23 protein-coding genes and 1 other annotated feature are annotated in these 22,797 nt (G+C 55.5%); of the genes, 6 read left to right on the forward strand and 17 right to left on the reverse strand.

Features of this window, described 5'->3' with window-relative positions:
- Positions 1-38 precede the first annotated feature (38 nt).
- A complete protein-coding gene (dnaK, locus tag ACMWL8_RS10535) occupies positions 39-1,952 on the reverse strand; it encodes a molecular chaperone DnaK (protein ID WP_028015465.1) in 1,914 nt (637 codons plus the stop codon).
- 296 nt (positions 1,953-2,248) lie between these two features.
- Here dnaK and satP point away from each other — a divergent pair, with 296 nt between their 5' ends.
- Entirely contained in the window at positions 2,249-2,815 is a 567-nt protein-coding gene (satP, locus tag ACMWL8_RS10540; protein WP_041911269.1) for an acetate uptake transporter, read from the forward strand.
- On the opposite strand, the gene ACMWL8_RS10545 is transcribed toward satP, so the two are convergent.
- The 3 genes from ACMWL8_RS10545 to tal form a co-directional block, all read right to left on the reverse strand.
- Positions 2,792-4,114 (reverse strand): MFS transporter, encoded by a 1,323-nt coding sequence (locus ACMWL8_RS10545; RefSeq protein WP_414751583.1) that lies wholly within the window; start codon positions 4,112-4,114, stop codon positions 2,792-2,794. The two genes, satP and ACMWL8_RS10545, sit on opposite strands and share 24 nt — an antisense overlap.
- Before the next feature lie 122 nt (positions 4,115-4,236).
- Positions 4,237-4,824, reverse strand: a complete 588-nt coding sequence (gene mog / locus ACMWL8_RS10550) for a molybdopterin adenylyltransferase (protein ID WP_045259428.1) — start codon at positions 4,822-4,824, stop codon at positions 4,237-4,239.
- Positions 4,825-4,934: 110 nt separating this feature from the next.
- Entirely contained in the window at positions 4,935-5,888 is a 954-nt protein-coding gene (gene tal / locus ACMWL8_RS10555; protein WP_003856481.1) for a transaldolase, read from the reverse strand.
- 262 nt (positions 5,889-6,150) lie between these two features.
- On the opposite strand from tal, the gene ACMWL8_RS10560 reads away from it, so the two are divergent.
- Positions 6,151-7,581 carry an alanine/glycine:cation symporter family protein gene (locus tag ACMWL8_RS10560; protein ID WP_045259427.1) on the forward strand — a complete coding sequence of 477 codons (1,431 nt, stop codon included), beginning with the start codon at positions 6,151-6,153 and terminating at the stop codon, positions 7,579-7,581.
- Positions 7,582-7,647: 66 nt separating this feature from the next.
- Positions 7,648-8,421, forward strand: a complete 774-nt coding sequence (gene yaaA, locus ACMWL8_RS10565; RefSeq protein WP_045259426.1) for a peroxide stress protein YaaA — start codon at positions 7,648-7,650, stop codon at positions 8,419-8,421.
- A 32-nt stretch (positions 8,422-8,453) separates the two neighbouring features.
- On the opposite strand, the gene ACMWL8_RS10570 is transcribed toward yaaA, so the two are convergent.
- From ACMWL8_RS10570 to yjjY, 7 genes are all read right to left on the reverse strand, one after another.
- Positions 8,454-8,747: a DUF2502 domain-containing protein gene (locus ACMWL8_RS10570; protein ID WP_045259425.1), complete on the reverse strand. Its 294-nt coding sequence runs from the start codon at positions 8,745-8,747 to the stop codon at positions 8,454-8,456.
- Between the two features lie 247 nt (positions 8,748-8,994).
- Positions 8,995-10,281 (reverse strand): threonine synthase, encoded by a 1,287-nt coding sequence (gene thrC / locus ACMWL8_RS10575; RefSeq protein ID WP_045259424.1) that lies wholly within the window; start codon positions 10,279-10,281, stop codon positions 8,995-8,997.
- A gap of 3 nt (positions 10,282-10,284) precedes the next feature.
- Positions 10,285-11,214, reverse strand: a complete 930-nt coding sequence (thrB, locus tag ACMWL8_RS10580) for a homoserine kinase (RefSeq protein WP_045259423.1) — start codon at positions 11,212-11,214, stop codon at positions 10,285-10,287.
- A gap of 1 nt (position 11,215) precedes the next feature.
- A complete protein-coding gene (gene thrA / locus ACMWL8_RS10585; protein WP_045259422.1) occupies positions 11,216-13,678 on the reverse strand; it encodes a bifunctional aspartate kinase/homoserine dehydrogenase I in 2,463 nt (820 codons plus the stop codon).
- A 24-nt stretch (positions 13,679-13,702) separates the two neighbouring features.
- Positions 13,703-13,820 (reverse strand) — a sequence feature (Thr leader region).
- Positions 13,759-13,827 (reverse strand): thr operon leader peptide, encoded by a 69-nt coding sequence (gene thrL, locus ACMWL8_RS10590; protein ID WP_015572623.1) that lies wholly within the window; start codon positions 13,825-13,827, stop codon positions 13,759-13,761. It overlaps the preceding feature by 62 nt.
- A 211-nt stretch (positions 13,828-14,038) precedes the next feature.
- Positions 14,039-14,725, reverse strand: coding sequence for a tRNA/rRNA methyltransferase (locus ACMWL8_RS10595; RefSeq protein WP_045259421.1), 687 nt, complete (start codon positions 14,723-14,725; stop codon positions 14,039-14,041).
- Positions 14,726-15,124: 399 nt separating this feature from the next.
- On the reverse strand, positions 15,125-15,265 hold the full coding sequence (gene yjjY / locus ACMWL8_RS10600) for a protein YjjY (protein ID WP_085928893.1): 141 nt from the start codon (positions 15,263-15,265) through the stop codon (positions 15,125-15,127).
- 95 nt (positions 15,266-15,360) lie between these two features.
- On the opposite strand from yjjY, the gene arcA reads away from it, so the two are divergent.
- Positions 15,361-16,077: a two-component system response regulator ArcA gene (arcA, locus tag ACMWL8_RS10605; RefSeq protein WP_003856501.1), complete on the forward strand. Its 717-nt coding sequence runs from the start codon at positions 15,361-15,363 to the stop codon at positions 16,075-16,077.
- Between the two features lie 46 nt (positions 16,078-16,123).
- Here arcA and creD read toward each other — a convergent pair whose 3' ends face one another.
- From creD to creA, 4 genes are read right to left on the reverse strand one after another with little or no spacing between them, the layout of a single operon-like run.
- The gene (gene creD / locus ACMWL8_RS10610; RefSeq protein ID WP_041911278.1) at positions 16,124-17,476 is read right to left on the reverse strand and encodes a cell envelope integrity protein CreD; all 1,353 of its coding nucleotides are present in this window, start codon (positions 17,474-17,476) and stop codon (positions 16,124-16,126) included.
- Positions 17,477-17,532: 56 nt separating this feature from the next.
- The gene (gene creC / locus ACMWL8_RS10615) at positions 17,533-18,957 is read right to left on the reverse strand and encodes a two-component system sensor histidine kinase CreC (protein ID WP_028015452.1); all 1,425 of its coding nucleotides are present in this window, start codon (positions 18,955-18,957) and stop codon (positions 17,533-17,535) included.
- A complete protein-coding gene (gene creB, locus ACMWL8_RS10620; protein ID WP_045259420.1) occupies positions 18,957-19,646 on the reverse strand; it encodes a two-component system response regulator CreB in 690 nt (229 codons plus the stop codon). The genes creC and creB overlap by 1 nt, the downstream gene beginning before the upstream one ends.
- Positions 19,647-19,660: 14 nt before the next feature.
- Entirely contained in the window at positions 19,661-20,131 is a 471-nt protein-coding gene (gene creA, locus ACMWL8_RS10625; protein ID WP_014882476.1) for a protein CreA, read from the reverse strand.
- A gap of 211 nt (positions 20,132-20,342) precedes the next feature.
- On the opposite strand from creA, the gene robA reads away from it, so the two are divergent.
- Positions 20,343-21,212, forward strand: a complete 870-nt coding sequence (gene robA, locus ACMWL8_RS10630) for an MDR efflux pump AcrAB transcriptional activator RobA (RefSeq protein WP_028015450.1) — start codon at positions 20,343-20,345, stop codon at positions 21,210-21,212.
- Here the strand turns inward: robA and gpmB are convergent.
- Positions 21,209-21,856: a 2,3-diphosphoglycerate-dependent phosphoglycerate mutase GpmB gene (gene gpmB, locus ACMWL8_RS10635; RefSeq protein WP_008502057.1), complete on the reverse strand. Its 648-nt coding sequence runs from the start codon at positions 21,854-21,856 to the stop codon at positions 21,209-21,211. The genes robA and gpmB overlap by 4 nt on opposite strands.
- 50 nt (positions 21,857-21,906) lie before the next feature.
- On the opposite strand from gpmB, the gene yjjX reads away from it, so the two are divergent.
- Positions 21,907-22,422 carry an inosine/xanthosine triphosphatase gene (gene yjjX / locus ACMWL8_RS10640; protein WP_045259419.1) on the forward strand — a complete coding sequence of 172 codons (516 nt, stop codon included), beginning with the start codon at positions 21,907-21,909 and terminating at the stop codon, positions 22,420-22,422.
- Here the strand turns inward: yjjX and trpR are convergent.
- Positions 22,413-22,742 (reverse strand): trp operon repressor, encoded by a 330-nt coding sequence (trpR, locus tag ACMWL8_RS10645; protein WP_024907404.1) that lies wholly within the window; start codon positions 22,740-22,742, stop codon positions 22,413-22,415. The genes yjjX and trpR overlap by 10 nt on opposite strands.
- Positions 22,743-22,797 lie beyond the last annotated feature (55 nt).

Genomic DNA, 22,797 nt, shown 5'->3' on the forward strand with positions numbered 1-22,797 from the left:
CTACGCCCGTGCCGATTAATTACCCTGCATCAGGGCGATTATTTTTTGTCTTTAACTTCTTCGAACTCAGCGTCGACAACGTCGTCGTCTTTCGCGTTGTTCGCAGAAGCGTCAGCGCCTGCCTGCTGCTGTGCGTGCTGCTGCTGAGCGATTTCCATCAGCTTCTGGGAAGCCTGTGCCAGCTCCTGCATCTTAGCTTCGATATCCGCTTTGTCTTCGCCTTTCAGAGACGTTTCCAGCGCGGTCAGTGCAGCTTCGATAGCAGTTTTGTCTTCCGCTGGCAGTTTATCGCCCGCTTCTTCAACCTGCTTACGGGTGCTGTGCAGCAGATGGTCACCCTGGTTACGGGTCTGAACCAGCTCTTCGAACTTACGGTCGGATTCCGCGTTAGCTTCGGCATCGCGAACCATTTTTTCGATTTCCGCTTCATTCAGGCCAGAAGATGCCTTGATGGTGATCTTCTGCTCTTTACCGCTGTTTTTGTCTTTCGCAGACACGTGCAGGATACCGTCAGCATCGATGTCGAAGGTAACTTCGATTTGCGGCATGCCGCGCGGTGCCGGGTTGATGCCGTCCAGGTTAAACTGACCCAGAGACTTGTTATCAGACGCACGCTTACGCTCACCCTGCAGCACATGGATGGTTACCGCAGACTGGTTGTCTTCAGCGGTAGAGAACACCTGGCTGTGCTTGGTTGGGATGGTGGTGTTTTTGTTGATGAGCGCAGTCATCACACCGCCCATGGTTTCGATACCCAGAGACAGCGGGGTAACGTCCAGCAGCAGTACGTCTTTCACTTCACCGGTCAATACACCACCCTGAACCGCCGCACCGATAGCTACCGCTTCGTCCGGGTTCACGTCTTTACGTGGCTCTTTACCAAAGAATTCAGCCACTTTCTTCTGAACCATTGGCATACGGGTCTGACCACCCACCAGGATAACGTCCTGGATGTCAGATACGGACAGGCCAGCATCCTGCAGTGCAACTTTCAGCGGCTCGATAGAACGGTTCACCAGGTCTTCTACCAGGCTTTCCAGTTTCGCACGGGTCACTTTGATGTTCATGTGTTTAGGACCGGTCGCGTCTGCGGTGATGTACGGCAGGTTCACGTCGGTCTGCTGAGCAGAAGACAGTTCGATCTTCGCTTTCTCAGCGGCTTCTTTCAGGCGCTGCATCGCCAGCGGGTCGTTACGCAGGTCAATGCCCTGATCTTTCTTGAACTCGTCAACAAGGTAGTTGATCAGACGGGTATCGAAGTCTTCACCACCCAGGTGGGTATCACCGTTGGTTGCCAGAACTTCGAAGGTTTTTTCGCCGTCAACTTCGTCGATTTCGATAATAGAGATATCGAAGGTACCACCACCCAGGTCGTAAACCGCGATAGTACGGTTGCCGACTTCTTTATCCAGACCGTAAGCCAGTGCAGCCGCGGTTGGTTCGTTGATGATACGTTTTACTTCCAGACCTGCGATACGGCCAGCATCTTTGGTTGCCTGACGCTGAGCATCGTTGAAGTAAGCAGGAACGGTGATAACAGCTTCAGTTACCGGCTCACCCAGGTAATCTTCAGCGGTTTTCTTCATTTTTTTCAGCACTTCAGCAGAGATCTGCGGTGGTGCCGTTTTGGTGCCTTTCACATCAAGCCACGCATCGCCGTTATCTGCTGCGATGATTTTGTAAGGCATGATAGAAACGTCACGCTGAACTTCTTCGTCCTGGAAGCGGCGGCCAATCAGGCGTTTGATCGCAAACAGGGTGTTTTGCGGGTTTGTCACTGCCTGACGTTTAGCCGGCTGACCAACCAGAGTTTCACCATCCTGGGTATAAGCAATGATAGAAGGCGTGGTGCGATCGCCCTCGGCGTTCTCCAGCACGCGTGCAGTAGTGCCGTCCATAATCGCTACACAAGAGTTGGTAGTACCCAGGTCGATACCAATAATTTTACCCATCTAAACGTCTCCACTAAAAATTCAGTCAACATGTGGTTGTGTACCTGTAATAAGGGCAGAACGTGCTTTTTCAACTGCCCAGATTTGATTTTTTTCAGGTCCACACACTGCGGTTGACTACAAGATGGGGTCGCGACGGCATCCATCAAGGGGCAAGCATAAAAAAAATTTTAATTTCACCCTGATGAGATCATAGACGGCGTCGATGCCGCCCATTATGATGCCGCGCCCCGTCAGGGAGTATTGACGCGGGTTTAACCATTTCACCATTTTAATGATGATTTTTTTGAGGACTTATGGGCAACACTAAGTTGGCTAATCCGGCTCCGCTGGGCCTGATGGGTTTTGGCATGACCACCATTCTGCTGAACCTGCACAACATCGGGATGTTCCCGATGGACGGCGTAATCCTGGCGATGGGCATTTTTTACGGCGGTATCGCGCAAATCTTCGCGGGCCTGCTGGAATATAAGAAAGGCAATACCTTCGGCTTAACCGCCTTCACCTCTTACGGTTCTTTCTGGCTGACCCTGGTCGCCATCCTGCTGATGCCTAAAATGGGCCTGGCAGACGCGGCAAATGCCCACTTCCTGGGCGTCTATCTGGGCCTGTGGGGCGTCTTTACCCTGTTCATGTTCTTCGGCACCCTGAAAGGCAACCGCGCGCTGCAGTTCGTCTTCCTGAGCCTGACCGTGCTGTTCGCCCTGCTGGCGATTGGCCACCTGGCGGATAACGAAGGCATCGTTCACGTAGCAGGCTGGATTGGCCTGGTGTGCGGCGCAAGCGCTATCTACCTGGCAATGGGTGAAGTGCTGAACGAACAGTTTGACCGCACCATTTTACCTATTGGTGAAAAACACTGATCCCTCTGTCGTGCCCGCCTCGCGGGTACGATATTCCCCCGCCTGACGAAGCCAAACGCCTAATCCCAGCCCCATCAGCGAGAGCGCGAGTACATACCAGGCAGGCGCCATCGGCGACACCCCCATCATCACCGTGACCACTATCGGCGTCAGCCCGCCGAAAATGGCATACGCGACGTTATAAGAGAACGATATCCCGGTGAAACGCACCTCCGGCGGAAAAGCGCGTACCATGACGTAAGGCACAGCCCCCACGACGCCCACGCACAGCCCCACGATGCCGTACAGCAGGAACAGCTGTTCAGGATGACTGCCCGCAAGATGGTAAAACGCCCAGCTCGACGCGGCCAGCAGTAGGCTGCCGACAATAAAGGTCAGGCTGGCACCGAAACGATCCGCCGCCAGCCCGGCGGCCAGACAGCCAAAGCAGAGCATGATTGTCGCAATACTGTTTGCCTGTAAGGTCACGGCAGGGGCGAAACCGTACTGTTTCTGCAGCCACACCGGCGACATCAAAATCACCACCACGATGCCCGCCGACAGCAGCCAGGTGAGCAGCATCGACACCACCACCGCTTTTTTATGACGCACCACAACGGCTTTGACTGGCAACTCCTGCGCCAGCGCTTTACGCTGCTGCATTTCGAGGAAAATCGGCGTCTCCTGCAGCCAGCGGCGCAGGTACATTGCCACCAGGCCAAACGCCCCGCCCAGCAGGAACGGAATACGCCAGCCCCAGTCGTGCACGGCCTGCTGCGTCATGCTGGTGTTGACTATCGTCGCCACCACCGACCCCAACAGGATCCCTACTGTCAGCCCCGCCGTTAACGTTCCGCAGGCAATCCCGATGCGGCGGGCAGGAACGTGCTCCGCCACAAACACCCAGGCCCCCGGCACTTCCCCGCCGATGGCCGCGCCCTGAAGAATGCGCATCAGCAGCAGCAATAGCGGGGCGAGAATGCCCATGGAGGCATAGGTGGGCAGCAGGCCGATGGCCAGCGTCGGCACCGCCATCAGCAGGATGCTCAGGGTAAACATCTTCTTACGCCCGACAAGATCGCCAAAGTGGGCCATGACGATGCCGCCCAGCGGACGTGCCAGATACCCGGCAGCAAAGATGCCGAAGGTTTGCACCTGACGCAGCCATTCTGGAATATCCGCCGGGAAGAAGAGCGCCCCCACCACGGCGGCGAAGAAGACAAAGATGATGAAGTCGTAAAACTCCAGCGCGCCACCTAAGGCGGCGAGCGTAAGCGTTTTGTAGTCCTGTCGATTCAGAGGTCGGGTGTTATGTGACATAGCGAACCATTGTGCATGTGTTGTGGATTATTTTTTACAGCAACCGTAAAGAAAAAATTACTATATCGTAAATCCATTTACACGCTACTGCGGCTGGCGCTAATGTCACATTTTAGTAAATTTCAGGAGATTGTCTCGCGGCGTGCGGTTTTAGGACGAAATGCTGCTACCACTTTGTCGTCAGTTTCCACGTACGGCCCGTCAAGAAGCTGTATACAATACGGTACACTTGCAAATATGCCGTGCACGATGACGCTACCGTCCTCGGCTTTTAATCCTTCCAGCGTCTCTTTGATCGACTTTGGCTGCCCCGGCAGGTTCAGTATCAGCGCCTGTTTGCGGATCACCCCCACCTGGCGGGAAAGGATTGCCGTCGGGACAAAGTGTAGACTGATCTGGCGCATCTGTTCGCCGAAGCCCGGCATTTCTCGGTCGGCGATAGCCAGCGTCGCGTCCGGCGTCACATCACGACGCGCGGGGCCAGTTCCACCCGTGGTGAGCACAAGGTGACAGCTCATCTCATCCACCAGCTCGCACAGGGTCTGCTCAATGATCGGCTGTTCGTCGGGGATAAGGCGAGTCTGGATCTCAAACGGGGTGGTCAGCGCGCTTGCCAGCCACTCTTCCAGAGCGGGGATGCCTTTATCCTGGTAAACGCCGCTGGAGGCGCGGTCAGAAATCGACACTAAGCCGATGCGTAAGGTATTCATATCCATTCCATTCAAAAAGAACTGATTAAAGGGAATGATACACGCAGAGGGAAAATTCAGACAGAGGACAGAAGAAGACGCGTGACCGGGAGCCCGGTCACGCAGAATGATTACAGCAGGTCGCCGATCATTTTTTCCAGTTTTTCCTGGTCGATAGCAAACTTGCGGATACCGTCCGCCAGTTTGTCTACCGCCATTGGATCCTGGTTGTGCTGCCACAGGAACTCGGATTCGGTGATGCGCTCCGGGCGCGCCTTCACTTCGCCGGTATAAGACAGCTTACGCTCGATAGCACCTTCGCTTTCTGCCAGCTCTTTCAGCAGCGCAGGGGCGATGGTCAGACGGTCACAGCCAGCCAGCTCAATGATTTCGCCCACGTTACGGAAGCTTGCACCCATAACCACGGTCTCATAGCCATGCTGTTTGTAGTATTCGTAGATTTCAGTCACGGAAATCACGCCTGGATCTTCAGACGCTGCGTACTCTTTCTTGTCGGTGTTGGCTTTGTACCAGTCCAGAATACGGCCCACGAACGGAGAAATCAGGTACACGCCTGCTTCCGCACATGCACGCGCCTGCGCGAAGGAGAACAACAGGGTCAGGTTACAGTTGATGCCTTCTTTTTCCAGCTGCTCGGCAGCGCGAATGCCCTGCCAGGTCGACGCCAGTTTGATCAGGATACGGTCGTTGCTGATGCCCGCGTCGTTGTACAGTTTGATCAGGCGTTTTGCTTTCGCGATTGACGCTTCGGTGTCGTAGGAGAGACGTGCATCCACTTCGGTAGAGATACGGCCCGGAACCAGCTTCAGGATTTCCAGACCGATGTTCACTGCCAGTTTATCGGTAGCATCCACAACCTGCTGCGCACGGTCATTGCTCTGTGCTTTCGCCCAGGTCACAGCCTCGTCAATCAGTTTGCGATACTCAGGGATCTGTGCGGCGTTAAGGATCAGAGAAGGGTTAGTTGTGGCATCCTGCGGCTGGTACAGCTTCATTGCCGCGATATCTCCGGTGTCAGCTACGACAGTGGTGAACTGACGAAGGGAGGTCAATTTATCCGTCATGATAGTGTTTCTCTTTTAACGTGCCCTGGATAATTCACGCTACCGACAGCATGCCTGCAGCGGAAAAATGACAGGTTTACTTGTTAGGGGGATGTAACCGGTCTGCCCTGATGATAACACGACGGAGGGGTAGCGCAACCGCAGACAGTGCGCTTAGGCAGAGTATGATAAACTCAAAATATTAACAGGCTGCTAAGCAACAGCATGCCCAATCAGTGGTAGCGCTTACATATTCACGTTGGCATCAACAAGAGGGACGTTAATGCCTGATTTCCTTTTCTTTATTAACGAAGTCCTCTGGGGTTCGATAATGATCTACCTGCTTCTGGGAGCAGGTATCTGGTTTACGCTACGCAGTGGGTTTATCCAGTTTCGCTATATTCGCAAGTTTGGCAGAAGTCTGAAAAACAGCGTCACGCCCCAGCCGGGCGGATTAACATCGTTTCAGGCGCTGTGTACCAGCCTGGCTGCCCGCCTCGGTAGCGGAAACCTGGCGGGCGTTGCGCTGGCCATCAGCGCCGGTGGGCCAGGCGCGGTGTTCTGGATGTGGGTCACGGCGCTTCTCGGAATGGCTACCTCTTTTGCCGAAAGTTCGCTGGCGCAACTCTACAAAGAGAAAGACAGAAACGGGCAGTTTCGCGGCGGTCCGGCCTGGTATATGGCGCGTGGCTTAGGAATGCGCTGGATGGGCGTTCTGTTCTCGCTTTTTTTACTGCTCGCGTACGGTCTTATTTTTAATACCGTGCAGTCAAACTCCGTCGCCCATGCCCTGCGCTACACCTTCTCCTGCCCGGAGTGGATCACCGGCATCGGTTTAGCCCTCTTTGTTTTGCTCACCATTTCTGCCGGCCTGAAAGGCGTTGCCCGCATGATGCAGTGGCTGGTTCCCATCATGGCGCTGCTCTGGGTTGCCGCGAGCCTGGTCGTCGCTGCGCTACATGCCGACCAGGTTCCGGACGTGATTGCGACCATCTTTAAAAGCGCCTTTGGCTGGCGTGAGGTGGCGTCAGGCGCGCTGGGCTACACCCTGAGCCAGGCGCTGATGGCAGGTTTTCAGCGAGGCATGTTCTCCAATGAAGCCGGGATGGGCTCTACTCCCAACGCCGCCGCGGCCGCCTCTTCCTGGCCGCCGCACCCGGCAGCGCAGGGTATCGTGCAGATGATAGGCGTGTTTATGGATACCGTTATTATCTGTTCCGCCAGCGCCATGATCCTCCTGCTGGCCGGTCCTGTGGCGCATGACTCGGATATCGACGGAATACAGCTTCTTCAGCAGGCGCTGGTGAACCTGACCGGCGGCTGGGGTTCGGGATTTGTCTCGCTCATTTTGATGCTGTTCGCCTTCAGTTCGATTGTGGTGAATTACCTGTACGCCGAAAATAACCTTATCTTCCTGAAATACGACTCTCGTCCGGCCATTCTCCTGCTTCGCCTGGGCGTAGTACTGATGGTGATCGCGGGCTCCCTTCTGAATATGCCGCTGGTCTGGCAGCTGGCGGATGTCATTATGGCGCTAATGGCAATCACTAACCTGACGGCGATCCTGCTGCTCTCGCCCGTTGTGAACCTTATTGCCAGGGATTATCTTCGCCAGCGCAAGCTGGGTGTTCCCCCGGTATTTGATGCCGCACGCTATCCCGAAATTCAGTCACAGCTTGCCCCCGGCACCTGGGATGATTTGCCCCGGCGATAACAGCTATCGATCAATTCAGGGCGATTTTTTGTTAAAGTCGCTCTAAATTTCCTGCAAGGACTGGATATGCTGATTCTGATTTCACCTGCAAAAACGCTCGACTACCAGAGCCCGCTCGCCACCGAGCGTTATACCCAGCCAGAACTGCTGGACTATTCGCAACAGCTGATCCGCGAAGCGCGCAAGCTCTCTGCGCCGCAAATCGCCTCGCTGATGAGCATCAGCGACAAGCTGGCAGACCTGAACGCGACCCGGTTCCACGAGTGGCACCCAGATTTCACCCCCGCCAACGCGCGCCAGGCGATCCTGGCGTTTAAGGGCGATGTTTACACCGGCCTGCAGGCGGAAGATTTTAGCGAAGCCGACTTTGATTTTGCCCAGCAGCATCTGCGCATGCTGTCGGGCCTGTATGGCGTACTGCGCCCGCTGGATCTGATGCAGCCATATCGTCTGGAGATGGGGATTCGCCTGGAAAACGCCAAAGGCAAAGACCTTTACCATTTCTGGGGCGACATCATCACCGACAAGCTGAACGCGGCGCTGCATGCTCAGGGTGATAACGTGGTGGTTAACCTGGCATCTGATGAGTACTACAAGTCGGTGAAGCCGAAAAAGCTGAACGCGGAGATCGTTAAGCCGGTCTTCCTTGATGAGAAGAACGGCAAGTTCAAGGTCATCAGCTTCTATGCGAAAAAAGCGCGTGGCCTGATGAGCCGCTACATCATTCAGAACCGCCTGACGAAGCCGGAGCAGTTAATGGGATTCAACACCGACGGCTATTTCTTTGACGAGGCGTCGTCAGGGAAAGGTGAGCTGGTATTTAAGCGCCACGAGCAGTAAAACTAAACCCCGCCATCTGGCGGGGTTTTGCGTTAATGGTGCTTCCAGTCCGGGCCCGGACGGTGCTCGTCGTGATGATGGTCGTGTCGGTCATCACGATCGCGATGCTCGTCATGCGGACGCCAATGGTTATCGCGCCAGTCATAATGCGCCTTCCACCAGTCGTGGTCGCGCCAGCGGCCGCCATCCCAGTAATGCCCGCTATTGTCCCGATCGCCAATCTGCAGTTTTACCGCAGGTACGAGAGTAATTTCAGATGCCTGTACCGCCATGGGGGCGACCAGCACCAGAGAAAGCGCAATGAGTGCAGGTTTTAGTGTAGACACAGGTGACTCCTTATTCTTCTTGCCCAACGTGGGCCGATGTAAGGAGAGTACGCGAGGGGAACGGTGGATGTTATTCTCTGCAATCCTAAACGCTAAGTGACCGCATTTATTGGGAATTTCTGCTTTTTTCCTGCAATTTTTCTCCTTAATTTCTTCATAAAAAAGCCGGGTGGCGCTGCGCTTACCCGGCCTACGGTCATCTCGTCGTTGTAGGCCCGGTAAGGCGTAGCGCCACCGGGCAACAAAATCACGCGCGCGTCATCATCAGATTCCGCAGTGCCGCAAAATCCGCCGGCAGCTCATGAGACAGCAGCGGCAGGTCGGCGCGCTCGGCCAGCTCTTTTGGCAGCGGCAGCGTTTCGCCCAGAATATCTTCCACGCTCTCTTTGAACTTCGCCGGATGCGCGGTGCCCAGGAACAGGCCATATTCACCCGGGTTAAGCTGGTCGCGCAGCGCGCGGTAAGCAATTGCCGCGTGCGGCTCAGAGGTGTAGCCCACCGCTTTCAGCTCGCGCATGGTGGCTTTGGTGGTTTCGTCCGTCACCGCAGCGTAGCCCAGGTCACCCAGACGCCACACCTTGCGGCGGAACAGCTCTTCCACGCGCGGCCAGTTGTTCGGCTGCGACACGTCCATGGCATTGGAGAGCGTCGCCTGCGTAGCGTTAGGCGCCCATTTGCCGTCTTTCAGGAAGCGTGGCACGGTATCGTTGGCGTTGGTGGCAGCGATAAAGCGTTTCACCGGCAGACCGAGAGATTTCGCCAGCAGCCCCGCCGTCAGGTCGCCGAAGTTGCCGCTTGGTACGGAAACTACCAGCTGATTGCGCGCTTCCTGCGGCAGCTGAGCCACCGCTTCGAAGTAGTAGCAGATCTGCGCCAGCAGGCGGCTGATGTTGATGGAGTTCGCCGAGTTCAGCCCCAGCGCGGCCTTCAGCTCTTCATCATCGAACGCTTGCTTGACCAGCGCCTGGCAGGCATCGAAATCGCCGTCGATCGCCACGGTTTCAATGTTGCCGCCGAGGGTGCAGAACAGTTTTTCCTGCAACGGGCTGATCTTGCCTTTCGGATAGAGGATCACCACGCGGACGTTTTTCAGGCCGTAGAACGCGTGTGCCACCGCCGCACCGGTATCACCGGAGGTCGCGGTCAGGATGGTCACCGGCTTGTCGCCGCTGATGTGGGTCAGCATCTGCGCCATAAAGCGGCCGCCGAAGTCTTTAAACGCCAGGGTCGGACCGTGGAACAGCTCCAGACAACCGACGTCAGGCTCCACCTGCTTAACCGGAGCCGGGAAAGCAAACGCCGCACGCACGCGCTCTTCCAGCAGCTCCTGCGGGATTTCATCGCCAATAAACGCAGACAGAATTTTGGTGCTGCGGGTGACAAAGTCCAGCTTCAGCAGCTCATCGATTTCGGTCAGCTGAAATTCCGGCAGGTCGTGCGGGAAAAACAGCCCCTGATTTTTGCCCAGCCCCTGAGTCACCGCCTGCGCGAAGCTGACCTGCTCGTTATGATCTTTAAGGTTGTAGAGTTTCATTCGTTATCCCAGTACTCGTGCGCCAGCCGTGTCCAGACGGCAAATATGAACAAAGCCTTCCTGATTTTGCAGGTAGTGTTTAGAGAGCCAGTCCGCCACGCGCTGCGCGGTGTCTGGCTTATCGCACAGGGCGAACAGCGTCGGGCCGGAGCCGGAGATGCCGCACGCCTGCGCGCCGATATCCATTGAAGCCTGTCGCGCCTCGTTAAAGCCGGGTAGCAGCTTCGTACGGTACGGCTCGGCAATGACGTCTTTCATCAGTTTCGCCGCCAGCTGCGGCTGGCGGGTGTAGCAGGCGTGAATAAAGCCCGCCAGGTGACGCCCGTGGGCGATACAGTCCTGGCGACGATACTGCGCAGGCAGGATCGCACGTGCTTCCGCGGTAGAGACCTTGATGCCCGGATAGGCCAGCACCCACAGCCACTCATCAAACCCTGGCACCTGCTGGCTGATGATGCCATTTTCTTCAATCATCAGCTGCATGCCGCCGAGGAAGCATGGCGCCACGTTATCGTAATGAATACTGCCGGAGATGCGCCCTTCCAGCTCGCCCATCAGCGCCAGCAGACGGCTATTGTTCAGCGGCTTGCCGCAGTGCTCGTTCATCGCCACCAGCGCGGCGACAACCGAGCAGGCGCTGGAGCCCAGGCCCGAACCAATCGGCATGCTTTTTTCCAGCGTCATGGCGACCGGCACGTTTTTGCCGATCTCCTGACAGAAGCGCTCCCAGCACTGATAAACGATATTCTCGCGCGGTTCATGCGGCAGCTTGCTGGCGAAACGGCCGACGTTATTCAGGCTGAAGCTTTCTGCCGCCTCAACCGTTACCGTATCGCCCAGCAGCGAACCATCCACCGGCGTCACCGCCGCACCCAGCACGTCAAATCCGACGCTCATATTGGCGCTGGAAGCCGGGGCATATACTTTAACCATCTTAAACTCCTAACTTCCATGACAGGGTACGCAGCAGGTCGGCAAAAACGCCCGCCGCCGTCACATCATTCCCTGCGCCATAGCCGCGAAGCACCAGCGGCAATGGCTGATAATAATGGCTGTAAAACGCGAGGGCGTTTTCGCCGTTTTTGACTTTGTACAGCGGGTCGTTACCATCCACTTCGGCAATCTTCACCCGGCATACGCCGTCCTCTTCAATGTTGCCAACATAGCGCAATACCTTACCTTCATCACGGGCTTTCGCAACGCGTGCGGCAAAGGCATCGTCAAGCTGAGGTAAATTCGCCATAAAGGTGCTGACATCGCCGCTGGTGTCAAACTCAGCTGGCAGCACCGGTTCAATCACGATATCCGAAAGCTCCAGCTCGCGGCCCGTTTCGCGCACCAGGATCAGCAGCTTGCGCGCCACGTCCATCCCGGAGAGATCGTCGCGCGGATCTGGCTCGGTGTAGCCCAGCTCGCGCGCGGCACGGGTGGCTTCCGACAGCCTCATCCCTTCATCCAGCTTGCCGAAGATAAACGACAGGGAGCCGGAGAGGATGCCGGAGAAACGCTGCAGTTCGTCGCCCGCGTTCAGCAGGTTTTGCAGGTTCTCGATGACCGGCAGGCCGGCACCGACATTGGTGTCGTACAGGAACTTGCGGCGCGACTTGCTCGCCGCCAGGCGCAGCTGGTGATAGTAATCCATCGACGAGGTGTTGGCCTTTTTGTTCGGCGTCACCACGTGGAAGCCTTCGCGCAGGAAGTCGGCGTACTGGTCGGCCACCGCCTGATTCGAGGTACAGTCAACGATAACCGGGTTAAGCAGGTGATACTCTTTCACCAGACGGATCAGGCGCCCCAGGTTGAACGGCTCTTTCGCCTCTTCCAGCTCCGCCTGCCAGTTCTCCAGGTTCAGCCCGTGAACGTTAGTAAGCAGCGCTTTCGAGTTCGCAATTCCGCAGACGCGCAGATCGATGTGCTTTTTCTTAAGCCACTCCTGCTGGCGCTTCACCTGCTCCAGCAGCGCACCGCCGACGCCGCCCACGCCAATCAGGAATAGCTCAATGACCTGATCGGTGTTGAACAGCATCTGGTGAACCACGCGCACGCCGGTGGTGGCGTCATCGTTATCCACCACCACGGAGATTGAACGCTCGGACGAGCCCTGGGCAATCGCCACGATGTTGATATTGGCCCGCGCCAGCGCGGCAAAGAATTTGGCGGAGATACCGCGCAGCGTGCGCATACCGTCGCCAACCACGGAAATCACCGCCAGGCGTTCCTGAATGGAGAGCGGCTCCAGCAGTTCCTCTTTCAACTCCAGATAGAACTCTTCTTCCAGCGCGCGGCGGGCGCGCAGACAGTCGACCTGAGGCACGCAGAAGCTGATGCTGTATTCGGAAGAGGACTGGGTGATCAGCACCACCGAGATACCGTTGCGTGACATGGCCGCAAAAACGCGCGCCGCCATGCCGACCATCCCCTTCATCCCCGGACCGGAGACGCTGAACATTGCCATATTATTCAGGTTGGAAATGCCTTTCACCGGCAGACCATCTTCATCGCTGCTGGCACCAATCAACGTGCCTGGCGCCTGCGGGTTACCGGTGTTTTTAATCAGGCATGGGATCTGGAACTGGGCAATGGGGGAGATGGTACGCGGGTGAAGCACTTTGGCGCCGAAGTAGGAAAGCTCCATCGCTTCCTGGTACGACATCGACTTCAGCAGCCTGGCGTCCGGCACCTGGCGCGGATCGCAGGTATAGACGCCGTCGACGTCAGTCCAGATCTCACAGCAGTCTACGCGTAAACAGGCGGCCAGCACGGCGGCAGAGTAGTCGGAGCCGTTACGGCCCAGCACTACCAGCTCGCCCTTCTCGTTCCCGGCGGTAAAGCCCGCCATCAGGATCATGTGGTCAGAGGGGATTTTGCTCGCGGCAATACGGCGGGTTGATTCGGCAATATCAACGGTAGATTCGAGGTAGTGGCCCGCTGCCAGCAATTTCTCAACCGGATTGATCACGGTAACGTTGTGGCCGCGCGCTTCCAGCACGCCCGCCATGATGGCGATGGAGAGTTTTTCGCCCCGGCAGATCAGCGCCGCGTTGACGCTGTCCGGGCACTGGCCCAGCAGGCTGATGCCGTGCAGCACATGCTTGATCTGAGCAAACTCCTGCTCAACGAAAGACTTCAGCTGCGCGAGCGGGAAACCAGGCTGCGCCTCTGCCAGCCCCTGCAACAGCTCGGCGAAGATACGCTCGGCATCGCTGATGTTCGGGAGTGCATCCTGGCCACCGATGGTCTTTTCAATCATCGCCACCAGATGGTTTGTGATTTTTGCCGGGGCAGAGAGCACGGTCGCAACCTGCCCCTGCCTGGCGTTGCTCTCCAGGATATCGGCAACACGCAGAAAACGTTCTGCATTTGCCACTGATGTACCGCCGAACTTCAACACTCGCATGGTTCTACCTCGTTTCCTTTAGCCGAAAAAAAAGCCCGCACTGTTCAGGTGCGGGCTTTTTTCTGTTTTTCCTGTACGCGTCAGCCCGCATCGTTACCTGTGGTAATGATGATGGTTGTGGTAATGGTGGTGATGCTGATGCGTTTCATGGATGTTGTGTACTCTGTCATTATTATCTGTCTGTGCTGTATTCTTTTAGGGTTAAAGGATCGGGCACCTTAAGTCAATGAATTTTTAATTTGATCACAATTCCGCGGACGTTCACGTCACGCTGCGTGACGTTTTATTTTCATCCGAATCCCCCAGCCGCAACCCTCCACGACAGACCATTTCGCCATAGTAAAAACTTATGACAGCATTTTACTCGGCCAATTTTTTTTCAATATCGTGCAGCAAACGGTGCAACATGGCGGTGTCCCGCTGCTCAAGACGTCCAAGGCGCTGCTGTAGCCAGTCGGCCATTTTTTGATCGTCCGCAACGCCAAGGCTCGATAAAAGACGCTCTACGCGAGCACGAAGCGCGGCCAGCTGATTTTCATTGGCGGCTTCTGTCTGGGGTTGAGGGATTTGCATTAGGGAAGCTAATTGATAGCAATAGACCATTACCGCCTGGCCTAAATTCAGGGAAGGATAATCGGCTACCATCGGCGCACCGGTGAGAACGTCCGCCAGCTCAAGCTCTTCGTTGGTGAGCCCGGAATCTTCACGACCAAATACCAGCGCGGCTTTCTCAAGCCACTGGCTTTTCTCTTCCAGCATGGGCACCAGTTCAGCAGGCGTGGCGTAGTAGTGGAACTTCGCCCGGCTGCGTGCTGTGGTGGCAACGGTAAATGAAATGTCATGCAGCGCGTCGGCAAGCGTAGCGTAAGTCGTTATATTATCGAGAATATCCCCCGAACCGTGCGCCACCCAGCGGGCGGCAGGCTCCAGGTGCGCAGTGCTGTCCACAATACGTAAATCGGTAAAACCCATGGTCTTCATGGCACGCGCCGCAGCGCCTATATTTTCGGCTCTGGCTGGAGCGACCAGTACAATCGACAGATGCATTTATGCTCTCTTTTTAATCAGTTAGCGGAGAAAAGTGTGATGCACTTCAACATATTACGCAGCACGAATTTACAAATTTGCAACACAAATCACCGAAATAGCGTTTCATAACAAATTAAAGACGCTAAACTATTTTGTGTCTGAACAATCAGTTAGAATGTTAACAGAAGCCTATTATCCCTATGTTTTATAATGATAATGGCAACGTGAATACCCTGTTCTGATTGGATTCGCTTTGTTTATAAATCAATCTCCGCAACTAGTTGGTTTATTGAAAAATTGTGACAAAGGCTAGCATTCGGCTACGATGATTTCATCAAACTGTTAACGTGCTACAATTGAACTTGATATATGTCAACGAAGCGTAGTTTTATTGGGTGTCTGGTGTCACTTAGCCTGTTATGTTGCTGTTAAAATGGTTAGGATGACAGCCGTTTTTGACACTGTCGGGTCCAAAGGGAAAGTACCCAAGACCAAGCTAATGATGTTGTTGACGTTGATGGAAAGTGCATCAAGAACGCAATTACGTACTTTAGTCACGTTAAGCCGATCATGTTAATTTGCGACATGTATCAGGCAGGTCAGGGACTTTTGTACTTCCTGTTTCGATTTAGTTGGCAATTTAGGTAGCAAACATGCAGACCCCGCACATTCTTATCGTTGAAGACGAGTTGGTAACACGCAACACGTTAAAGAGCATTTTCGAAGCAGAAGGCTACGATGTCTTTGAAGCGACCGATGGCGCAGAGATGCATCAGATCCTTTCTGAAAATGATATCAACCTGGTGATCATGGATATCAACCTGCCGGGCAAAAACGGTCTTCTGCTGGCGCGCGAACTGCGTGAACAGGCGAACGTCGCGTTAATGTTCCTGACGGGCCGTGATAACGAAGTTGATAAAATTCTTGGCCTGGAGATCGGTGCGGATGACTACATCACCAAACCGTTCAACCCTCGCGAGTTAACCATTCGTGCACGCAACCTGCTGTCCCGCACCATGAATCTGGGCACGGTCAGCGAAGAGCGTCGTAGCGTCGACAGCTACAAATTCAACGGCTGGGAACTTGATATCAATAGCCGTTCACTGATTAGCCCGAACGGTGAGCAGTATAAGCTGCCGCGCAGCGAATTCCGCGCGATGCTGCACTTCTGCGAAAATCCGGGAAAAATTCAGTCCCGTGCAGAACTGCTGAAGAAAATGACCGGTCGTGAGCTGAAGCCTCATGACCGTACCGTAGACGTGACCATCCGTCGTATTCGTAAGCATTTCGAATCGACGCCTGATACGCCGGAAATCATCGCCACCATCCACGGCGAAGGGTACCGTTTCTGCGGTGATCTGCAGGAGTAATCCCGCAGTTAACGCATGAAAAAACGGCGCATTTGCGCCGTTTTTTTTATTTCCAGATCCGCATTGTGTCGTTATCAGGTTCTGCGGGCGGCGCAGGTCGCTTCGGCTGTGAAAGCGAATACCAGTCGAAATGACGAGTCAGGTACATGACGGCGAACAACGCCAGCGCGAGAACCGCAGACCCCAACAGCAGTGCGCTATCCTCCGAGCGCAGCAGGAACCACATCACCACGTCCAGCCCCAGCAAAGCCAGCACAAACAACCCGCTGCGCTTCCAGCTTTTCAGCACGGCCTGCAGGTACATTCCGTTCATCGCCGCACCAACCAAACTTGCAACTACCCAGGCTGGCGTAAACCCGACATGTTCTGATAGCGCCAACAGCACCAGATAGAACAGCACCAGCGACAGCCCCACCAACAGATATTGCATCGGGTGCAGGCGCAGCCCGGTTAAGGTCTCGAAAACAAAGAAGGCCATAAACGTCAGCGCAATCAGCAAAATGGCGTACTTGATCGCCCGGTCAGTCAGCTGATACTGATCGGCGGGCGTGGCTACCGTAACGCTGAAGGCGGGGATCGACTCCCATGACGGCGACTCGCTTCCGTTGAACCAGCTCTCAAGATTGTTCGCAAACCAGCTGCTCTGCCAGTTCGCCTGAAAACCGGCGTCACCAATTTTATGCTTCACCGGCAGATAATTACCCATAAAGCCAGGATGCGGCCAGTTGCTGTTCAGCGCCATTTCACTGCTACGTCCTACAGGTACCACGGCAAAACTTCCTGTCCCCGTCAGATTCAGCGAAATATCCATAGCAAACGTTTTTAATTCCAGCGCTTTGTCAGTCAGCGGGATATGGATACCGGAAAGCGCGCCATACACGCCTGTACCCGGCTCCACACTTAGCGTCTCGCCGTTGATACTGGAGACTTTCACCGTGCCAATGCCTCGAGCATCGCCCACGCCAACAACGATAAACGGCTGCCCCAGGGTCATCGACTCCCCTTTCAGCTGCGTCATTTTTTCCGTGTTGAATCGGGCTTTTATGTTGAGGTCGGTATTCCAGATCTGTCCGTCATAGATGCCGATATTTCGCGACTCAACGCGCTGGTTACCCTCAACGCGCAGAGACTCCGGCAGGATAAAATGCATATAGCTTTTCTTGTACTCGACTTTTTTCTCATCCTCTAACTTGTAAAAAACCTCGGTTACCGGGATCGCAATCAGCGGGCCGACCAATTTTTGCGGCCCGCTGGTGCTCTGGCGAAGCGTATTTTCGACATCGTTGCGGTAGCTTTCACGCTCTGAAATGAGGTTACTCACCATAAACAGTGGGACTAACAACAGCAGGATGCACCCCAGCAGGGTGCTTACTTTCCAGAACAGGGGGGATTTCATCATTACGTCTCCTTTGTGATGTGGAGAGCGTAACCAGGCTGTGTGGGGCCAGTTTGAAGTTATGTGAAGGGACGGTGAAGTGTCAGCGTGGCTATCACGCCACCTTCATCACGATTACGCAATGTAATCTCTCCGTGGTGCAGACGCGCCACCTCCTGAACAAACGCCAGCCCGAGTCCGCTACTTTTCAACCCGTTCTCGCGCGGCAGGGAATAAAAGCGCTCAAAAATACGCTCCAGCGCATAATCCGGGATCCCGCTTCCGCTGTCGGTGACGATCAGCCGTATCTGCCCCTGCTCTTCCTGGGCCGCCAGTTCAATGGCACCGCCCTGTGGGGTAAAATCGATAGCATTATCCAGTAAATTACCGAGCGCCTGTTCGAGCAGGTCGGGATCGCCTTCAACAAGAAGCGAAGCGGGCTGGAGGGTCAGCGCAATCTTTTTTGCCGCCAATAGCGCCGAACGCGCGTCGGCAAGCCGTGTAAACAGCAGGTCGACGCGGACGGCCTGGGGCGTAATCTCGACCCGATTTTCAAGCCGCGCCTGAGTCAGCAGTTTTTCAACCAGCGACTGCATACGCGCGTTTTGCACCAGAATATTATCGATAAACCGCGCGGCCACCTGCGGCGGCGGCTGCTCGGTGAGAATTTCTGCCGCGCCGCGTATGGCGGCTATTGGGCTTTTCAGCTCGTGGGTCAGCGCATGGACATAATGTTCAATGTAGTTTTTCCCCTCAAGGCGAATACGCATATTTTCCAGCGCCTGAGCCAGCTTGTGCAGTTCGCTACTGCCTGGATTAGGCAGCGGGAGAGGCGTATCAGTGGTCACCGAGTCGGCATAGCGCGATAACGTACTGATGGAACGATTGATCCACCAGGCGACGAGAAAACCGATCAGTAAAGCAATGCCAAGCAGTGCCCCGCCAGCCCACAATATCCGTCGCTCGCTGCGGTGAATCACCGGTGCCATCGCGCTGTTCGGTTTCCCCACCGACAGCACGCCGATTATCTTGCCCTGCTCCACAACCGGTGCGGCAACATACATCACCGTGCTCTCCGGATCGTCGGGATGGCTCTGGGTACTGCGCGCGCCGTATTGGCCGCGAAGCGTCAGCCAGACATCGTTCCAGCGAGAGTAATCTTGCCCCACGGCCAGGCCGGCAGAATCAAACACGACGCGGCCCTGCGCATCGGTCATGTAGACGTGATACTCGTTGCGCACCTTATGAATGCCGCCGATATTGGCGCGGAAAGGCCGCTGATGGAGCTGTAAAAAGGCCTGCGCCAGTCTGCCCTGCTGCGCATTGCCCGAAAGAAGATCCTCACGCCCAACTTCGGCGAGCAAGGTCGCGGTATCGATCAACGTGCCCTCGGTTGCCCTGCGCACGCCGGGCTTCACTTCCTGAACAAAGATCGACAGCACAAACCATGCGGCGATGGCGACGATCAGGAAGTACCCCAGCAGCAAACGCATTCCGATGCGCATTAATAAAGCCCCAGGCTATAGCCCATACCGCGATGGGTGCTGATGGGTGACAGTTCCTCATTCACTGCCCGCAGCTTGGCGCGCAGGGTCTTGATGTGAGTGTCCACGGTACGATCGTAACTGTCGCCGTCTTCACCCCACACCTTGTCCATTAACTGTTGCCGAGAGAAAACCCGTCCCGGAGCCTGTAGTAACGTTTTAAGCAGCAAAAACTCATAGCGCGTGAGCGGTAATGCTTCACCGCACCAGCTAATTCGGGCGGCAGCTTCGTTCAGCTCAAACTGTCCGATACGCACCGTCTCCGCTGGCGCGACGCATTTTTGCATCCGCCGTAAAATGGTCCTTACCCGGGCGCACACCTCACGCGGGGAGAAAGGCTTGGCGACGTAGTCGTCTGCGCCCATTTCCAGGCCGAGGAGTTTATCCACTTCGTCACTGCGTGCCGTCAGAAACAGCACGGGCAGTGACGGATGCTGCGCCAGAAGCTGGCGGCAGAGCTCAAAGCCGCTGATGTCCGGCAGCCCGACGTCAAGAATGGCGAGCGCCGGAGCCTGCTGACGCGCCGCCTCCAGCACCGGTAAACCGCGCTCAAACGCTTTTACTGCAAATCCTTCCTGCTGAAGCATGTAGATAAGCGTATCGGCGATACTGGTTTCGTCTTCAACCAGCCAGACTACAGGTTGTTGCATGGTTCATCCCTGAATTAATGCCACGGCATAATCGGCACCGCACTAATGGCGTTTTTCGGGGACCCTTCCACCACTTTATCGGAATACGCCAGGTAGGCCAGGGTATTGCGTTTTGCATCATAGAAACGCACCACCTGCAGCTTTTTAAACACCAGCGAGGTCCGTTTCTGGAACACCACATCGCCCTGCGCTTTGCCGTTTTTGATTTTATCACTCAGCTCAACCGGTCCCACCTGCTGACAGGAGATCGCCGCATCGGAAGTGTCTTCCGCCAGCCCCAGGCCGCCTTTAATACCGCCCGTCTTCGCGCGGCTGACGTAGCAGGTGACGTTTTTCACGTCCGGATCGTCAAACGCCTCCACCACAATTTTGTGGTCCGGACCGAACATTTTGAACACGGTATCGACAGAACCAATCTGTTCCGCCTGCGCCGCACGGCCCGCTACCAGCAACAGGGCAGTAAGAAGCAAAGTCTTGTATTTCATATTGTTACCATTCTTTAAAATTGCATTGAGCGATTATTCAACACGTTAGTCAAAAATGTAGCAAGATCACAGGATTAGAATATATTCACCCAAAATGAGAGAGAAAAGGCATTAATGCGCAAAAAAAACACTGAATGCTAAAACATCAAAAAATGCTATTATCCGCTAACCTGTTATCAGGCACCTGCTGTTTTAAGGATGAGGATAGTATATGGATCAGGCTGGAATTATTCGCGACCTGCTCACCTGGCTGGAAGGTCATCTCGACCAGCCTTTGTCACTGGATAATGTGGCGGCTAAAGCGGGCTATTCCAAGTGGCATCTGCAAAGGATGTTCAAGGATGTCACCGGTCATGCTATCGGTGCCTATATTCGCGCACGTCGTTTATCGAAATCTGCGGTGGCTTTGCGCCTGACCGCGCGGCCAATTCTGGATATTGCCCTGCAGTACCGTTTTGATTCGCAGCAGACCTTCACCCGTGCCTTTAAAAAACAGTTCTCGTTGACGCCAGCGCTCTATCGCCGCTCGCCTGACTGGAGCTCGTTTGGCATGCGTCCGCCGCTGCGTCTGGGCGAGTTCGCGATGCCGAAATACGAAATGGTCACTCTGCCGGAAACCCATCTGATCGGTACAACCCAGAGCTACTCGTGCTCTCTGGAGCAGATTTCTGAGTTCCGCCATCAGATGCGCGTCCAGTTCTGGCGCGATTTCCTGAGCCATGCGCCGGCCATTCCGCCGATCCTGTATGGCCTCAACGAAACGCACCCAAGCCAGGAAAAAGACGACGAGCAGGAGGTGTTTTACACCACCGCGCTGACGCCGGAGCTGGCGAATGGCTACATTCAGGGTTCGAAGCCGGTCGTGCTGGAAGGCGGCGAGTACGTGATGTTCTCGTATGAAGGACTGGGTACGGGCGTCCAGGAGTTTATCCTGACCGTTTACGGGACCTGCATGCCAATGCTGAATCTGAATCGCCGTAAAGGTCAGGATATCGAGCGCTACTACCCGGCGCAGGATGCCAAACCGGAAGAAGGCCCAATCAATCTGCGTATGGAATTCTTGATTCCTGTCCGTCGTTAACGCTGCAGTTCATCAAGCGCAGGGGCATCGAGATGCGAAATGTCCCCTGCCATCTCCACGACCCAGCCCGACGCCAGCCACGCGCTTTCCTGATAATCAATCCGGGAAATGGAGCAGTTACGCAGGCGTAACCGACGCTCAGCGTAAGCCGGTAACCCCAGAATGGTGCTCACCAGGCAGCCGAGCGCGATACCGTGACTCACCAGCAGCGGACGGCTGCCTGCCGGAAGCTTGAGGCATTCCGCCAGCGCGGCATGCATACGCACGCTCAGCTCCTGCATGGATTCCCCTTCAGGAATACGACCATCTTCGGTACCGTTCACCAGCGTGCGGCGCCAGCCTTCCTCCGTTTCCGTCAGCGTATCAATATGGCGCTTTTCAAGCACGCCCATATCCAGCTCGCGCAGGCGCGGCTCAAGCATCACATCGCAGCCGCAGGCGTCGGCAATGATGCGCGCCGTCTGCTGTGTGCGACCTAAATCGCTGGTAATAACGTGGGTAATGCCCAGCGTTCTGGCGCGTTCCGCCACCTGCCACGCTTGCTGCACACCCTTCTCGGTGAGAGGACTGTCTGACTGGCCTTGAATACGTCGCTCGGCGTTCCACTGCGTTTCACCGTGGCGAACAAGGTATACCTGTAACATGCTTTTTTTCCGTTATACTGCGATGAGTTTTTTTTGAATCGAGCTTAATTATGCACCATGTTGTCTCTGCTACCACCAATCCTGCCAAAATTCAGGCAATTCTAAAGGCTTTTGAAGAGATTTTCGGCGAAGGATCCTGCCATATTGAGGCCATCGGCGTCGAGAGTGGCGTACCTGAACAGCCGTTTGGCAGCGAGGAAACGCGCGCTGGCGCACGAAATCGCGTGGCAAATGCAAAAGCCGCGGCCCCGAAGGCTGACTACTGGGTCGCCATTGAAGCAGGCATCGACGAGGGCGCAACCTTTAGCTGGGTGGTGATTGAAAGCCGTGAGCAGCGCGGCGAAGCGCGCTCAGCCACCCTGCCGCTGCCGGAGATCATTCTGGAAAAAGTGCGTGCAGGTGAAGCGCTCGGGCCGGTGATGTCACAGTACACCGGCATTGATGAGATTGGGCGTAAAGAAGGGGCGATTGGCGTCTTTACGGCGGGTAAGCTCACGCGTTCAGGGGTTTACCATCAGGCGGTGATCCTGGCGCTGAGCCCGTTTCATAACGCCATTTATCGTTGATCGCTCAATAAGACCGACTCGAGCCACTGGCGCAGCTCAACCGGCGCGGACTTCAGGCTGTTCGATCCACGGGTGATCGTCGCGATGCCCGCGCCCAGCTCGTTTTTCAGCTCGCGCTGGCTCATCTCACCGCGCAATAGCTCTTCAATAATCCGCACGCGCGTGCCCAGCGCCTCACGCTCGTCCGGCGTAAGCATCAGCTGCATGAGGGGTAGGTGCAAATCCTGCTCGTAAGACTGGCGAAGCAGCTCCACAAAACGAAGCCACTCCTGGTGACGCTGTTCGGCCATTGCCGAGGAATACGGGGAATGCTGGGTCATGTTATGCTGCCTCTTGTACTCTTTAGCGAGTACAGCATAACACAACCCATGCCGA

Source organism: Enterobacter sp. 04-C-12-SI-ECC (assembly GCF_047530715.1).
Taxonomy (GTDB): Bacteria; Pseudomonadota; Gammaproteobacteria; order Enterobacterales; family Enterobacteriaceae; genus Enterobacter; species Enterobacter bugandensis.

What these genes read in the sequence shown, in the direction of transcription:
- dnaK (WP_028015465.1), bottom strand. Translation starts at nt 1,952, where the DNA reads ATGGGTAAAATTATTGGTATCGACCTGGGTACTACCAACTCTTGTGTA.
- satP (WP_041911269.1), top strand. Translation starts at nt 2,249, where the DNA reads ATGGGCAACACTAAGTTGGCTAATCCGGCTCCGCTGGGCCTGATGGGT.
- ACMWL8_RS10545 (WP_414751583.1), bottom strand. Translation starts at nt 4,114, where the DNA reads ATGTCACATAACACCCGACCTCTGAATCGACAGGACTACAAAACGCTT.
- mog (WP_045259428.1), bottom strand. Translation starts at nt 4,824, where the DNA reads ATGAATACCTTACGCATCGGCTTAGTGTCGATTTCTGACCGCGCCTCC.
- tal (WP_003856481.1), bottom strand. Translation starts at nt 5,888, where the DNA reads ATGACGGATAAATTGACCTCCCTTCGTCAGTTCACCACTGTCGTAGCT.
- ACMWL8_RS10560 (WP_045259427.1), top strand. Translation starts at nt 6,151, where the DNA reads ATGCCTGATTTCCTTTTCTTTATTAACGAAGTCCTCTGGGGTTCGATA.
- yaaA (WP_045259426.1), top strand. Translation starts at nt 7,648, where the DNA reads ATGCTGATTCTGATTTCACCTGCAAAAACGCTCGACTACCAGAGCCCG.
- thrC (WP_045259424.1), bottom strand. Translation starts at nt 10,281, where the DNA reads ATGAAACTCTACAACCTTAAAGATCATAACGAGCAGGTCAGCTTCGCG.
- thrB (WP_045259423.1), bottom strand. Translation starts at nt 11,214, where the DNA reads ATGGTTAAAGTATATGCCCCGGCTTCCAGCGCCAATATGAGCGTCGGA.
- thrA (WP_045259422.1), bottom strand. Translation starts at nt 13,678, where the DNA reads ATGCGAGTGTTGAAGTTCGGCGGTACATCAGTGGCAAATGCAGAACGT.
- ACMWL8_RS10595 (WP_045259421.1), bottom strand. Translation starts at nt 14,725, where the DNA reads ATGCATCTGTCGATTGTACTGGTCGCTCCAGCCAGAGCCGAAAATATA.
- arcA (WP_003856501.1), top strand. Translation starts at nt 15,361, where the DNA reads ATGCAGACCCCGCACATTCTTATCGTTGAAGACGAGTTGGTAACACGC.
- creD (WP_041911278.1), bottom strand. Translation starts at nt 17,476, where the DNA reads ATGATGAAATCCCCCCTGTTCTGGAAAGTAAGCACCCTGCTGGGGTGC.
- creC (WP_028015452.1), bottom strand. Translation starts at nt 18,957, where the DNA reads ATGCGCATCGGAATGCGTTTGCTGCTGGGGTACTTCCTGATCGTCGCC.
- creB (WP_045259420.1), bottom strand. Translation starts at nt 19,646, where the DNA reads ATGCAACAACCTGTAGTCTGGCTGGTTGAAGACGAAACCAGTATCGCC.
- creA (WP_014882476.1), bottom strand. Translation starts at nt 20,131, where the DNA reads ATGAAATACAAGACTTTGCTTCTTACTGCCCTGTTGCTGGTAGCGGGC.
- robA (WP_028015450.1), top strand. Translation starts at nt 20,343, where the DNA reads ATGGATCAGGCTGGAATTATTCGCGACCTGCTCACCTGGCTGGAAGGT.
- gpmB (WP_008502057.1), bottom strand. Translation starts at nt 21,856, where the DNA reads ATGTTACAGGTATACCTTGTTCGCCACGGTGAAACGCAGTGGAACGCC.
- yjjX (WP_045259419.1), top strand. Translation starts at nt 21,907, where the DNA reads ATGCACCATGTTGTCTCTGCTACCACCAATCCTGCCAAAATTCAGGCA.
- trpR (WP_024907404.1), bottom strand. Translation starts at nt 22,742, where the DNA reads ATGACCCAGCATTCCCCGTATTCCTCGGCAATGGCCGAACAGCGTCAC.